The sequence below is a fragment of the Limimaricola litoreus genome (assembly GCF_024159025.1).
In the GTDB taxonomy this organism is placed as follows: Bacteria; Pseudomonadota; Alphaproteobacteria; order Rhodobacterales; family Rhodobacteraceae; genus Limimaricola; species Limimaricola litoreus.
On record NZ_JAMYXC010000127.1, the window covers coordinates 1 to 12,738 of the forward strand.

A 12,738-nucleotide genomic window follows, 5' to 3' on the forward strand; every position below is an offset into this window, starting at 1 on the left:
GGCAGGGCGAAGCCGCCGCCCAAAAGCGCCGTCGCGGCCGCGGCCGTGCCGGTCACGAGAAAGGCGCGGCGGTTCAGTTCACATGGGGGCATCCCGGCTCCTCCTCCCGGCCAATCGGAAACGGCCCGGCGGGGGTGCCGGGCCGTCTCTTTCATAGCAGATCATCCCCCGGAAGGGACGGGGCCCGGCGCGCGGACCACGGCCTTGTGAAGGCCGCGGCGCGCGAGGGGGGAGGCTCAGTCGGCGCGGCGGACCTTCTGGGTCTGCACGCCCAGCCCGTCGATGCCGAGGCGCAGCGTCTCGCCGCCCTTGAGATAGACCTGCGGGGAGAGCCCCATGCCGACGCCCGGCGGGGTGCCGGTCGAGATGATGTCACCGGGCTGCAGGCTCATGAACTGCGAGCAATAGGCGATGAGATGCGGCACCTTGTAGACCATGGTGGAGGTGGAGCCGTTCTGGTGACGTTTGCCGTCCACCTCGAGCCAGAGCGAGAGCGCGTCGTGATCGCCCGCCTCGTCGGGGGTGACGAGCCACGGCCCGATCGGGCCGAAGCTGTCGCAGCCCTTGCCCTTGTCCCAAGTGCCCGCGCGCTCGATCTGGTATTCGCGCTCGGAGACGTCGTTGACGACGCAAAACCCCGCGACGTGCTCCATCGCATCCGCCTCGTCGATATAGGCGCCGCCCTTGCCGATCACGACGCCGAGCTCGACCTCCCAGTCGGTCTTCTTCGAGCCGCGCGGGATGATCACGTCATCGTCGGGGCCGGTGATGGCGGAGGTCCACTTGTTGAAGATCACCGGCTCGGGCGGCACGTCGAGCCCGCTTTCGGCGGCGTGGTCGGCGTAGTTGAGACCGATGCAGATGAACTTGCCGGTGCGGCCGACGCAGGGCCCGAGGCGCAGATCCTCCTGCGGCGTGCCCTCGACGAGGGGGAGCTCCTCGATGTCGAGCGATTTCAGCCGCGAGATCGTCTCGGGCGTCAGGGCCTCGCCGGCGAGATCGTCGATATGGCCCGACAGGTCGCGGACGCGCCCATCCGCATCGAGGCAGCCGGGTTTTTCTTGGCCGCTGGGACCGTAGCGCAGGAGTTTCATGTGATCCTCTGGAGTGGATTTGGGGAGGGGAGGGCGCGCGGCCCGGGACGGGCCGCGCGGGGCGAGAGATCAGTCGTAGAGCACGGCCTGGATCTCGTCATCGTCGATGTTCGACTGGTCGTAGTAGTAGAAACCGGTGTCGATCACCTCGGGCAGCTCCTCGCCGTTCATCGCGGCGACGGCGGCTTTCACGGTCTCGTAGCCGATGCCGACCGGGTTCTGGGTGATCGCGCCGGCCATCTCGCCGCTGCGGATCGCGTTGGTCTGCGCCTTGCCGGAATCGTAGCCGATCACCGTCACCTCGTCCGCGCCCATCTCGCGCACGGCGTTGACGATGCCGATGGCCGAGCCTTCGTTGGTGCCGAACATGCCGTCCAGATCGGGGTTGGCGGTGAGGATCGCCTTGGCGACCTCGGTCGATTGCAGCTGGTCGCCCGCGCCGTATTGCACCGAGACCACCTCGATTTCGGGGTATTCGCTCTCCATGCGGTTGAGGAAGCCGTCGCGGCGATCGATGCCGGTGCGGCTGGTCTGGTCGTGGGCGACGACGGCGACCTTGCCCGAGCCGCCGATCAGCTCGGCCATCTTGTCGGCGGCGAGACCCGCCGCGGCGAGGTTGTCGGTGGTGGCGGTGGCGGCGGGGATGTCGCTGTCGACGCCGCTGTCGAAGGCGATGACCGGGATGCCCGCCTCATCGGCCTGACGCAGCAGCGGGATCGCGGCCTGGCTGTCGAGCGCGGCGAAGCCGATGGCGCCGGGGTTGTTGGCGAGTGCGGCGGCGAGCATGTCGATCTGCCGGTCGACCATGGTCTCGTTGTCGGGGCCCTCGAAGGTGATGCGGACACCCATTTCCTCGGCCGCCTGATCGGCGCCGGATTTCACCGCCTGCCAGAACTGGTGCTGGAAGCCCTTGGAAATGAGCGGGATGAAGACCTCGCCGTCCTGGGCATGGGCGGCGGGGGCCGCGCCGAGGCTGAGGGTGAGGCCGAGGGCGGCGACGAGCGCGCGACGTGAAAGCATGGTGGTTCTCCTCCGTTGGTGATTGGCCCGGCCGCACCTGCGACCGGGGTCGTGCCGCGCCGTCTCTTCAGGACGGCTTGCGGCGCATCATGTCGGCATAGACCGCCAGGATGATGATCGCGCCGGTGACCACGGTCTGCCATTCCTGCGCGACCGAAAGCACGCGCAGCCCGTTGGTCAGCACCGCCATGATCAGCGCGCCGATGAGCGAGCCGAGGATCGAGCCGCGCCCGCCCGAGAGCGAGGTGCCGCCGATGACGACCGCGGCGATGGCTTCGAGCTCGTAGCCCAGACCCAGCGCGGGCTGCGCCGAGTTGAGCCGCGAGGCGATGAGCAGGCCCGCGACCCCGACGATGGCGCCCGACAGCGCGTAGATGGCGATTTTCCAGCGGTCGGTGTTCACCCCCGACAGCCGCACCGATTCCTCGTTCGACCCGAGCGCGAAGCAGTAGCGGCCAAGGACGGTGCGGTTGAGGACATAGGCGGCGGCGGCGGCGACGATGAAGAGGATCAGCACGCCGTTGGGGATCGGCAGGGCGGGGACGAGCTCGCCCAGGATCGAGCCGCGCGAGATCTCCGAAAAGCCGGGCGTGTCGTTGAAGTAGATCGGCCGCGTGCCCGAGATCACGAGGCTCAGACCCTTGAGGATCAGCATCATGCCGAGCGTGGCGATGAAGGGCGGAATCTTCATCTTGGCCACGAAGGTGCCCGAGCAGGAGCCGCAGAAGGCCCCCGTGGCGATCGCCGCGAAGACGCCGAGGATGAGCGGCAGGCCGAGAAAGGTCAGCACCACGCCGGTGATCACCGCCGTGAAGGTCATCATCGTGCCGACCGACAGGTCGATGCCGCCGGTGATGATCACCAGCGTCACCGCGATCGCCAGCACGCCGTTGACCGAGGCCGCCTGCAGGATCGCGATCATGTTCGAGGTCTGCATGAAGTTGGGCGATGCGATCGAGAAGCCGATCAGCAGCACGATCAGGCTGGCGAAGGCCAAAAGCTTCTGATGCGTGCCCGCCGTGACGAGGCGCGACAGCGCCGATTTCGGGGCATCGGTTGAAAGGGTGGTCATATCGCCTCCTCCGCGCCGGTCAGCGCCGATGTGCGCCGGGTGGCCAATTCCATGATGTCTTCCTGGGTGGTCTCGGCGCCGCCGGGCAGGATGCCGGTCAGCCTTCCTTCGCACATCACCGCGATGCGGTGCGACAGACGCATCACCTCGGGCAGCTCGGACGAGATCACGATGATCGCGCGGCCTTGGGCGGCGAGCGCTTCGAGCAGCGCGTAGATCTCGGATTTCGCGCCGATGTCGATGCCGCGGGTCGGCTCGTCGAAGATCAGCACGTCGCAATCGCGCAGCAGCCACTTGGCGATGACGACCTTCTGCTGATTGCCGCCCGACAGAAGGCGCACGGCCTGCTCGTCCGAGGGGGTGCGGATGCCCAGGCGGTCGATGTAATCGACCGCCGTGCGCTTCATCGCGGCCTCGTCGAGCACGCCCGCGCGGTTGGTGAAGCGGCGAAGATCGGCCATGGCGACATTGGCGCGCACGCTCATGTCGACGGCGAGGCCGAAATGCTTGCGGTCCTCGGACAGGTAGCCGATGCCCGCCTGCACGGCGGCGTGGGGGTGGCGGATGTCGATCTTTTGCCCATGGACGCGGATTTCGCCCGCATCATACGGATCGGCGCCGAAGATGATGCGCGCGACCTCGGTCCGGCCCGCGCCCATCAGCCCGGCAAAGCCGAGGATCTCGCCCTTGCGCACCGAGAAGCCGACGTCCTGCACCTCCTTGTCGCGCGTGAGGCCGCGGACCTCGAGCGCCACCGGGCTTTGCGAGGTGTCGGGGATCTCGGGCGCGCTTTGCGTCACCTCGCGGCCCACCATCAGCTGGATGATCCGCGACAGCGGCGTGGTGGCCGCTTCGAGCGTGTCGATATAGGCGCCGTCGCGCAGGATGGTGACGCGGTCGGCGATGCGCTTGATCTCGTCCATGCGGTGGCTGATGTAGACGATGCCCACGCCCTTGGCCTTCAGCGTATCGATCACGCGAAACAACTCGGCGATCTCGGCGTCGTTGAGTGCGGCGGTGGGCTCGTCCATGATCAGCACGCGCGGGTCGTAGGAGAGCGCCTTGGCGATCTCGATGAGCTGCTGGCGGGCGATGGTCTGGGCGCCGACGGGGGCGCGCGGGTCCATCTTGAGCTGAAGCTGGGCGAAGATCTCTTCGCAGCGCCGGTTGAGCGCCGCCTCGTCGAGCCGCCCGAAGCTGCGGCGCGGCTCGCGGCCGATCAGCACGTTCTGCGCCGCCGTGAGATCGTTCATCAGGCTGAGTTCCTGATGGATGATGCCGATCCCGAGGGCTTGGGCGGCGCGGGGGCTGTCGGGGGCGGCGGGCTTGCCGTCCACCCTCATTTCGCCGCCGTCGCGCGGGTAGATGCCCGACATGATCTTCATCAGCGTCGATTTGCCCGCGCCGTTCTCGCCCATCAGGGCGTGAACCTCGCCCGCGCGCAGATCGAAATTCACCCCCTTGAGCGCGTGGACGCCCGGAAAGCGCTTTTCGATCCCCCTCATCTCGACCAGGTAACTCATCCGCGCAGGCCCTCCCAAACCCCTCAAGCGTCGCGATCAGATCGTGACGCCTCCATCGACCAGCACGGTCTGACCGGTCACGAAGCGGCTGCCGTCCGACAGCAGATGCACGACGGTCGGCGTCAGATCGTCGACCGTGGCGAGCCGCCCCATCGGCTGGCGGGCGATGAAGTCCTTTTCCGCCTGCACCGGGTCCGGGGCCGAGGCGATGCGGCCGCGCAGCGAGGGCGTGTCGACCGTGCCGGGGCACAGCGCGTTGCAGCGCAGGTTCCGGGCCACGAAATCCGCCGCGATCGCCTTGGTCAGCCCGACCACCGCCGCCTTGGTGGCGCCATAGGCGGTGCGGTTGATGAAGCCCTTTTCCGACGAGGCCATCGAGGACATGTTGAGGATCGCGGCGCTGCCCTGCGCCTCGGCGCGGCGCAGCAGGCCCGGCACGAAGGCGCGGCACATGCGCATTATCGAGGTCACGTTGAGATCGAGCGCGGCCTGCCAGTCCCCGTCGGTCAAATCGAGCACCGTGCCGTGATGCACCATGCCCGCGCAGTTGAAGAGCCCGTCGAGATCGGGAAGCTCCTCGGCCAGCGCCGCGATCGCCTTGCCATCGGTCACGTCGAGCTGGCGGGTCTCGATGCCTTGCACGCCTTTCAGCGCGGCCAGCAGATCGGCGTTCACATCCGTGGCGATCACATGGGCGCCGGCTTGCGCGCAGGCCCGCGCGCTGGCCGCGCCGATGCCCTGGCCCGCCGCCGTGATCAGTATCGTCTTGTCGTTCAGCATCATCGCGTCTCCCCCCACATGTTTCGCCTCACATCACCGCGCCGATCTGCCAGGGCACGAATTCGACCCCGCCGAAGCCCAAGCTTTCGCTGTTGGTCTTTTCGCCCGAGGCCACGCGGATCAACATCTCGAAGATCTCGCGGCCCTTCTCGTCGAGCCCGACGCCCTCGGAGACGATGTCGCCGCAGTTGACGTCCATGTCCTCGGACATCCGGCGATACATGTCGGAATTGGTCGCGACCTTGATGCAGGGCGTCGGCATGTAGCCCGAGACCGAGCCGCGCCCGGTGGTGAAGACGATCAGGTTGGCGCCCGAGGCGATCTGGCCGGTGACCGAGCAGGGATCGAAGCCGGGGCTGTCCATGAAGACGAAGCCCCGCTTGTCGATCTTTTCGCCGAAGAGATAGACATCCGTCAGCGGCGCGCTGCCGCTCTTGGCCACCGCGCCGAGCGATTTTTCGAGGATCGTCGTCAGGCCGCCGCGCTTGTTGCCGGGGCTGGGGTTGTTGTCCATCTCGCCGTGGTTGCGGGCGGTGTAATCCTCCCACCAGCGGATGCGCTCGATCAGCTTTTCGCCCACTTCGACCGAGGCCGCGCGGCGGGTGAGCAGGTGCTCGGCGCCGTAGATCTCGGAGGTTTCCGACAGGATGGTGGTGCCGCCGTGGCGCACCAGCATGTCCGAGGCCATGCCGAGCGCGGGGTTGGCGGTGATGCCCGAATAGCCGTCCGAGCCGCCGCATTGCATGCCAACGGTGAGATGCGAGACGGGCGCGGGGGCGCGGCGGGCCTCGTTGGCCAGCTTGGCGATGCCGCGCAGCTCCTCGAGCCCCTTTTCGATCGTCCTGCGGGTGCCGCCCTCGTGCTGGATCGTCATGTAGCGCAGCGCCCCGTCGGCGCGGATCGGACGACCGCCGACCAGATCGGAGATCTGCATCACCTCGCAGCCCAGCCCGATCAGCAGGATGCCACCGAAATTGGGGTGCTGGGCATAGCCCGACAGCGTGCGGAACAGCGTGGCGTAACCCTCGTTCTCGCCCGACATGCCGCAGCCGGTGCCATGGGTGATCGGCACGATGCCGTCGATGTTGTCATAGGCATCGAGCAGGCCGGATTTCTCGGCCGCCTCGGCGATGAAGCGCGCGACCGAGCCCGAGCAGTTCACCGAAGTGAGGATGCCGATGTAGTTGCGCGTGCCGACCCGCCCGTCGGCGCGGGTGTAGCCCATGAAGCTGCGGTCCTCGGTCGCGGGGGGCAGCGGCGTGTTTTCGCTGGCATGGGCGTAGTCGCGGCTGTGCTCGCCCATGCCGAGGTTGTGGACATGAACATGCTCGCCCACCGCGATGTCGGCCTTGGCCTGACCGATGATCTGGCCGTAGCGCAGCACGTTCTCGCCCGCGCGGATCGGCGTGGTGGCGACCTTGTGGCCCTGCTTGACCGACTGCAGGAGAGGTGGCGCGTCCGTCTCGCCGGGCGCGATGTCGCCAAGGGCGATCGCGACATTGTCCTGCGGGTGGAGGGTCAGCAGTCTTGGCGGCTGGCTCACGTCGCGCATCCTCTGTTGGGCGAACAATCGTTCCGTTAGGAGAATTGCTAGCTTTACTAAAATCACCTGTCAACTAACATGTCAGTCTAGGAGGTGTGATATGCCCGATCCCGATCCCGCGCTGGACATCGCCGGCATGGAGGGCCCGCTCGGACAGCGGGTCTATGTCGCGCTGCGCGAGGCCATTCTCGACATGGCGCTTGCGCCCGGCAGGGTGCTGCGCAAAGGCGCGCTGTGCGAGCAGCTCGGCGTCTCGCGCTCGCCCGTGGCCGAGGCGCTGGGGCGTCTGTCCTCGGACGGTCTGGTCGACATCATCCCGCAATCGGCCACCCGCGTGTCGCGCTTTTCGATGACCGAGCTGCGCGAGGAGAACTTCCTGCGCGAGGCGGTGGAGACCGCGGCGGTGGCGCGGGTGGCGCGGATCCGCACCGAGGCGCAGCTCGCGCGGCTGTCGCGGAACCTGCGGCTGCAGCAATTGCTGGTCGAGGATGGCGACTTCCACGGCTTCTTCGAGGCCGATCTCGAGTTTCACGAGCTGATGCTGGGCTTCACCGGCTTTCCCAAGGTGGCGCTGGTGGTCGGGCAGATGTCGTTTCAGCTGCGCCGCGCGCGGATGCTGATCCTGCCCGAGCCGCGCCGCCCGGCCGAGACGGTGGAGGAGCACGGCGCCATACTCGAGGCGATCGAGGCGCGAGACGAGGCGGCCGCGCGCGCGGCGATGACGCGGCATCTGCGCCAGCTGATCCACCGGATCGAGCCGCTCGAGCGGCAATATCCCGATTATTTCCGCCCCAGTTGAGAGGGACCCTATGACACAGATCGACACCGTGCCGCTGAACCGGCGCACGCCGAAACCGGTCCGCCTGTCGCGGCTCGGCTTTGGCGGCGCGCCATTGGGCAACCTTTACCGCAAGATCGAGGAGAACGTGGCGCAGGCGACGCTCGACGCGGCCTGGGACGCCGGGATCCGCTATTTCGACACGGCGCCGCAATACGGGCTCGGCCGTTCGGAGATGCGGCTGGCGCAGGCGCTGCGCCGCTTCGATCCCGATCAGGTGACGCTCTCGACCAAGGTGGGGCGGCTCTTGCTCGACTGCGCGCCCGAGGAGGTGACGCCGGAGGCCTTCGTCGATGTGCCGCAAAAGCGCATCCAGTTCGATTTCACCCATGACGGCATCATGCGCAGCTTCGAGGACAGCATCGCCCGGCTCGGCACCGACCGGATCGACATGCTGTTCTTGCACGATCTCGACGCGGGCACGCATGGGCAGGCGGGCGAGGACGAAAACCTGCGCCAGCTGTTCAGCGAGGGCGGCTACCGCGCGCTGTCGGAGCTACGCGAGGCGGGGCGCATCTCGGCGATCGGCGCGGGGGTGAACGCCTGGCAGGTCTGCGAGCGGCTGCTGGGCGAGGCGGAGTTCGACGGATTTCTGCTCGCTGGGCGCTACACGCTCTTGGAGCAGACCGCGCTCGACAGCTTTCTGCCGCTTTGCGAGCGGCGCGATGTCGGGATCATCCTCGGCGGGCCGTACAACTCGGGCATCCTCGCCACCGGCGCGGTGGAGGGGGCGCGCTATGATTACGCGCCCGCGCCCGAGGCGGTGCTGGAGCGGGTGCGCCGGATCGAGGCGGTCTGCGCGGCGCATGCGACGCCGCTCATCGCCGTGGCGCTGCAGTTTCCGCTGGCGCACGAGGCGGTGAAAACGGTGATCCCCGGTGCCTCGGGGCCGGAGGAGGTGCGCCGCAACGTCGAGATCCTTCAAACGCCGGTGCCGGGCGCGCTCTGGTCGGATCTGAAGGGCGAGGGGCTGATCCGCGCCGATGCGCCCGTGCCGGGGGAGGCGTCCGATGCTGCGTGATATCCCGCCGATCCTGTCGCCCGATCTTTTGCACAGCCTGCGCGCCATGGGCCATGGCGACGACATCGTCATCGCCGACGCCAATTTCCCGGCCACCGCACTGGCGGCCCGCTGCCACAGGCTCGACGGGATCCCGGCCACCGATGTGCTGGAGGCGGTGCTGAGGGTGATGCCGCTCGACAGCTTCGTGGTCGAGCCCGCGCTGGTGATGGAGGTGGTGGGCGACGCGGCGGCGGTGCCGCCGGTGGTCGAGGCCTTCGGCCGGATCGTCGAGGCAACAGCGGACAACCCCGCACCCTTGGGCCGGTTGGAGCGCTTTGCCTTCTACGAGCGGGCGCGCGGGGCCTTTGCCATCGTGCAGACCGGAGAGACCCGGCTTTACGGCAACATCATTCTCAAGAAGGGCGTCATCGCATGATCATCGACGCGCATCAGCATTTCTGGCGGCTCGAACGGGGAGATTACGGCTGGCTGACGCCGGAGCTTGCCCCGATATACCGCGATTTCGGCCCCTCCGACCTCGCGCCGCATCTGGCGCGCCAGGGGATCGGCGGCACCGTCCTCGTGCAGGCCGCGCCGACGCTGGCGGAGACGGAATACCTGCTGGAGCTGGCGGGGGAGAGCGATGTCGTGCGCGGCGTGGTCGGCTGGGTCGATTTCGAGGCCACCTCTGCGCCAGAGGAGATCGCGCGGCTTGCCCGACACCCCAAGCTGGTCGGCCTGCGCCCGATGATCCAGGACATCGCGGATGACGACTGGATGCTCGATCCTGTGCTCGCGCCCGCCTTCGAGGCGATGATCCGGCACGATCTCACCTTCGACGCGCTGGTGCTGCCCCGGCACCTGCCGCGCCTGCGCCGGCTCTTGGCCCGGCACCCCGATCTGCGTTGCGTCATCGACCACGGCGCCAAGCCCGAGATCGCCGCGGGCCGCTTTGACGCCTGGGCCGGGGAGATGGCGGCGCTGGCGCGCGAGACGCGCGCCTGGTGCAAGCTTTCGGGGCTTCTGACCGAGGCGGGCGAGGGCGCGGGACGGGCGGAGCTGGAACCCTATGTTGCGCATCTGGTCGCGCAATTCGGCCCGGCGCGGCTGGTCTGGGGCAGCGACTGGCCGGTGCTGACGCTCGCGGCGAGCTATGAGGCGTGGTTCGAGATGGCGAGGTCCCTCATCCCGGATGCGGAGGACCGAAGGGCCGTGTTCGGCGGCAATGCGGCCGGTCTCTATAGGCTGTGAGCCGCGGCGGAACGAGGCCGCGCGTTGCGCATCGATCCCGCTGACGGCGCATCTGGCGGAATGGATGTGGCCAAAGGCCGGCGGAGCGGAAATTCCATATCTAGGTAGCGGGAGAAACCGGTCGTTTGGGAAACGATCTAAGGGGAGAGTCCCTATCGCTGTGAGTCAGGGAAATGAGAGCGATGGGCTTGTTTTGGGGGGCTCGGGCCGGGATGCGCGGGGCCGGTTCAAGGACAAAGATCGGGGTATCTGGACGGGATGGTCCCCTTCGAGCCGTTCGGCGGAAGGCGTCGAACGCATCATCGCGATCCTTCGCGACAATTGTAATTACGTCGATCTTTCCTCAATATATGAAATAAAAAACAACATTTATAACCGTTTGAGATGTACACAAAACGCGAGGTGCGCATCACGCGGCGACCCTGCTGGTCGCTGGACGGTACGGGCCGGACAGCCGTATAAGTCGAGCCGGTTCCCGACCCCGGGAGGGGAGCTGCGGCGTGGCCAAACCCGCGCAGCGGCTCAGCGCGAAAGGCGCAGTTCGGCCACGAAGTTGTAGGCGTCACCCCGGTAGAGCGAGCGGGTGAACTCGGCGACCCGGCCATCGGCGAGATAGGAGGTGCGTTCGATGCGCAGCCCCGCCGTGCCCGCTTCGACCTCGAGCGTGGTGGCGTCGTCGCGCCCCAGGTTGACGGCCGAGATCCGCTGCAAGGCGCGCACCGGTCGCAGGCCGGTTTCGGCCAGCGTGCCATAGAGCGAGACCTCGACCGCGCCGGGATCGGGCAGGATGTCGAGCGGCAGCGCCGCGCGTTCGATCGCCATGGGCCGCCCGTCGGCCATGCGCAGCCGCGCCAGCCGCGCGACCGAGGCATCGGAGGAGAGGCCGAGCGCCACCACCTCGTCCGGCGAGGGCAGGTAGACGCCGCGGTCGAGCCATCTGGTCGTGGTCGACAGCCCGCGCCGGGCCATGTCCTCGGTAAAGGAGGTGAGCCGCGAGAGCGATTGTTCGAGTTGCGGCGCGGGCGGGGCGATGAAGGAGCCCGAGCCCTGCTTTTGCACCACAAGCCCCTCGTCGACGAGGCGGCCGATCGCCTTGCGCACCGTGACGCGCGACAGCCCCGTCAGCGCCGCGATCTCGCGTTCGGGCGGCAGGGGGCCGCCGGGGGTCAGGAGCCCCTGCGACACCGCCTCGGACAGGCGCTCCGAAAGCTGGAGATAAAGCGGACCGCCATCGGCGCGGCCCCAGTTGCCGCGGGCGAGAAAGGCCGAGATGCTCATGCCTGCCCGTCCGTCCTGCGCGCGAGGATCAGCGCCCCGTCGAGCGGGGTGCCGCGCGGTGCGAGGAAGCGGCGGCCGGGGCGGTCGAGCGCCGCGCGGTAGCGCGGCCCGAGGCCCCCGGTGAGGCAGATCGGCTCGTGGGCCGCGTGACCCAGGGCGCCGAGCGCCCGGTCGAGCCATTGCGCGCCTTGCTCGAACAGCGCGCAAGCCAGCGCGTCGCCCGCCTCGGCGGCCCCCAGAACCATCGGCGCCAGCGTGCCGTAGGTGGCAGGGTTCGCCGATGCGGCGAAGCCCACGATGTCCTGCGGCGTCCCGCCCACCCGGTCGAGCAGCGCGTCGCACAGGGCGGTGCGGTCGCGCATGCCGTCGATCGCCTCAAGCGTGGCGGCCAGCGCCGCGCGCCCCAGCCAGGCGCCCGAGGCCTGATCCGAAAGCTGCAACCCCCAGCCGCCGACCGCCCGGATTGTGCCCGCGCGCCTCAGCCCGACGAAGCTGCCCGTGCCGATGGCGAGCACCGCGCCGTCCTCTTCGGGTCCGAGCGCGCCCGCGATGGCGATGTCGCGATCCTCGGTGACGCGGCAGCGCCCGGGCAGGGCTGCGGCCACGCGGTGGGCCATGGCCTCGGACTGCACCCCGGCGAGACCGGCGTGGCCGATGGCGGTCTGGACGGTCTCCTCCGGCAGCCCCGCCGCTTGCGCGGCCCGGGCGATCGCTTTGCCGATATTGGCAAGGCCCGCCTCGAAATCGGAGGTGAGGTTGGCCGGTCCGGCCGCGCCCTGGCCGATCGGCCCGCCGCGCCACAGCGCGGCGCGGCAGCCGGTGCCGCCGCCATCGATGCCGAGAAAGAGTGGGTCTGCCTGCGCCATGCAATACCTATATAATACCTCTTGTCCCCTGTGAAGGCTGATACCGGGCCCTTGCCTGCTTTCAGTGCGCTATATAGGCGCGTGGCAGGGTGCAGAAGGAACTGTCTGGACAAGAGGTATCATAAAGGTATTGGATAGGTCTCGAAGGGAGATTCGCATGTCGTTGCCGCGCACCGAAGAGGTTTCGAATGCCGAGACGGCGCTGGATCGGCTCGACGCCGCGGGCGCGCTGTCGCGGATGATCGAGGTGCAGAGCGCCGCGATCGAGAGCCTGCGCCACGCCACGGGCGATCTCGAAGCGGCGGCGCAGCTCGTGGCCGCGGCGCTGTCGGGCACGGGGCGGCTGGTCTATGCCGCCGCCGGAAGTTCGGGGCTGATGGCGCTGGCCGACGCGGCGGAGCTGCCCGGCACCTTCGGTATCGCCCAGGAGCGCATCCTGGTGCGCATGGCGGGCGGCGTGCCGGCCGATG

Annotated in this window: 12 protein-coding genes and 1 pseudogene; 5 read left to right on the forward strand and 8 right to left on the reverse strand. The window is 68.5% G+C overall.

The window, feature by feature from the left end:
- Positions 1-236: 236 nt before the first annotated feature.
- The 6 genes from NHG85_RS08420 to NHG85_RS08445 all read right to left on the reverse strand — a co-directional run bounded on the left by NHG85_RS08420 (position 237) and on the right by NHG85_RS08445 (position 7,032).
- Positions 237-1,094, reverse strand: a complete 858-nt coding sequence (locus NHG85_RS08420) for a fumarylacetoacetate hydrolase family protein (RefSeq protein ID WP_253331483.1) — start codon at positions 1,092-1,094, stop codon at positions 237-239.
- A 69-nt stretch (positions 1,095-1,163) separates the two neighbouring features.
- Positions 1,164-2,114: an ABC transporter substrate-binding protein gene (locus NHG85_RS08425; protein ID WP_253331484.1), complete on the reverse strand. Its 951-nt coding sequence runs from the start codon at positions 2,112-2,114 to the stop codon at positions 1,164-1,166.
- Positions 2,115-2,181: 67 nt separating this feature from the next.
- A complete protein-coding gene (locus tag NHG85_RS08430) occupies positions 2,182-3,186 on the reverse strand; it encodes an ABC transporter permease (protein ID WP_253331486.1) in 1,005 nt (334 codons plus the stop codon).
- Complete coding sequence (locus NHG85_RS08435) at positions 3,183-4,709, reverse strand: sugar ABC transporter ATP-binding protein (protein WP_253331488.1); 1,527 nt, start codon at positions 4,707-4,709, stop codon at positions 3,183-3,185. The genes NHG85_RS08430 and NHG85_RS08435 overlap by 4 nt, the downstream gene beginning before the upstream one ends.
- 36 nt (positions 4,710-4,745) lie before the next feature.
- Positions 4,746-5,489: an SDR family oxidoreductase gene (locus tag NHG85_RS08440; RefSeq protein ID WP_370362999.1), complete on the reverse strand. Its 744-nt coding sequence runs from the start codon at positions 5,487-5,489 to the stop codon at positions 4,746-4,748.
- A gap of 28 nt (positions 5,490-5,517) precedes the next feature.
- The gene (locus NHG85_RS08445; protein ID WP_253331492.1) at positions 5,518-7,032 is read right to left on the reverse strand and encodes a UxaA family hydrolase; all 1,515 of its coding nucleotides are present in this window, start codon (positions 7,030-7,032) and stop codon (positions 5,518-5,520) included.
- 100 nt (positions 7,033-7,132) lie between these two features.
- Between NHG85_RS08445 and NHG85_RS08450 the strand changes: the two genes are divergently transcribed.
- The 4 genes from NHG85_RS08450 to NHG85_RS08465 are packed head-to-tail and all read left to right on the forward strand — an operon-like array spanning position 7,133 to position 10,124.
- Entirely contained in the window at positions 7,133-7,831 is a 699-nt protein-coding gene (locus tag NHG85_RS08450) for a GntR family transcriptional regulator (RefSeq protein WP_253331494.1), read from the forward strand.
- A 10-nt stretch (positions 7,832-7,841) separates the two neighbouring features.
- A complete protein-coding gene (locus tag NHG85_RS08455) occupies positions 7,842-8,891 on the forward strand; it encodes an aldo/keto reductase (RefSeq protein WP_253331495.1) in 1,050 nt (349 codons plus the stop codon).
- Entirely contained in the window at positions 8,881-9,309 is a 429-nt protein-coding gene (locus NHG85_RS08460; protein ID WP_253331497.1) for an RbsD/FucU family protein, read from the forward strand. Before NHG85_RS08455 ends, NHG85_RS08460 begins: the two co-directional genes overlap by 11 nt.
- Positions 9,306-10,124 carry an amidohydrolase family protein gene (locus NHG85_RS08465; protein ID WP_253331499.1) on the forward strand — a complete coding sequence of 273 codons (819 nt, stop codon included), beginning with the start codon at positions 9,306-9,308 and terminating at the stop codon, positions 10,122-10,124. The genes NHG85_RS08460 and NHG85_RS08465 overlap by 4 nt, the downstream gene beginning before the upstream one ends.
- A gap of 522 nt (positions 10,125-10,646) precedes the next feature.
- Here the strand turns inward: NHG85_RS08465 and NHG85_RS08470 are convergent.
- Entirely contained in the window at positions 10,647-11,402 is a 756-nt protein-coding gene (locus NHG85_RS08470; RefSeq protein ID WP_253331500.1) for a GntR family transcriptional regulator, read from the reverse strand.
- The gene (locus tag NHG85_RS08475; protein WP_253331502.1) at positions 11,399-12,268 is read right to left on the reverse strand and encodes a glucosamine kinase nucleotide-binding domain-containing protein; all 870 of its coding nucleotides are present in this window, start codon (positions 12,266-12,268) and stop codon (positions 11,399-11,401) included. Before NHG85_RS08475 ends, NHG85_RS08470 begins: the two co-directional genes overlap by 4 nt.
- A gap of 157 nt (positions 12,269-12,425) precedes the next feature.
- On the opposite strand from NHG85_RS08475, the pseudogene NHG85_RS08480 reads away from it, so the two are divergent.
- A pseudogene (locus tag NHG85_RS08480) lies at positions 12,426-12,738 on the forward strand (N-acetylmuramic acid 6-phosphate etherase); the annotation flags it as partial.

Coding starts and splice junctions, on each gene's coding strand:
- NHG85_RS08420 (WP_253331483.1), bottom strand. CDS start 1,094: ATGAAACTCCTGCGCTACGGTCCCAGCGGCCAAGAAAAACCCGGCTGC.
- NHG85_RS08425 (WP_253331484.1), bottom strand. CDS start 2,114: ATGCTTTCACGTCGCGCGCTCGTCGCCGCCCTCGGCCTCACCCTCAGC.
- NHG85_RS08430 (WP_253331486.1), bottom strand. CDS start 3,186: ATGACCACCCTTTCAACCGATGCCCCGAAATCGGCGCTGTCGCGCCTC.
- NHG85_RS08435 (WP_253331488.1), bottom strand. CDS start 4,709: ATGAGTTACCTGGTCGAGATGAGGGGGATCGAAAAGCGCTTTCCGGGC.
- NHG85_RS08440 (WP_370362999.1), bottom strand. CDS start 5,489: ATGCTGAACGACAAGACGATACTGATCACGGCGGCGGGCCAGGGCATC.
- NHG85_RS08450 (WP_253331494.1), top strand. CDS start 7,133: ATGCCCGATCCCGATCCCGCGCTGGACATCGCCGGCATGGAGGGCCCG.
- NHG85_RS08455 (WP_253331495.1), top strand. CDS start 7,842: ATGACACAGATCGACACCGTGCCGCTGAACCGGCGCACGCCGAAACCG.
- NHG85_RS08460 (WP_253331497.1), top strand. CDS start 8,881: ATGCTGCGTGATATCCCGCCGATCCTGTCGCCCGATCTTTTGCACAGC.
- NHG85_RS08465 (WP_253331499.1), top strand. CDS start 9,306: ATGATCATCGACGCGCATCAGCATTTCTGGCGGCTCGAACGGGGAGAT.
- NHG85_RS08470 (WP_253331500.1), bottom strand. CDS start 11,402: ATGAGCATCTCGGCCTTTCTCGCCCGCGGCAACTGGGGCCGCGCCGAT.
- NHG85_RS08475 (WP_253331502.1), bottom strand. CDS start 12,268: ATGGCGCAGGCAGACCCACTCTTTCTCGGCATCGATGGCGGCGGCACC.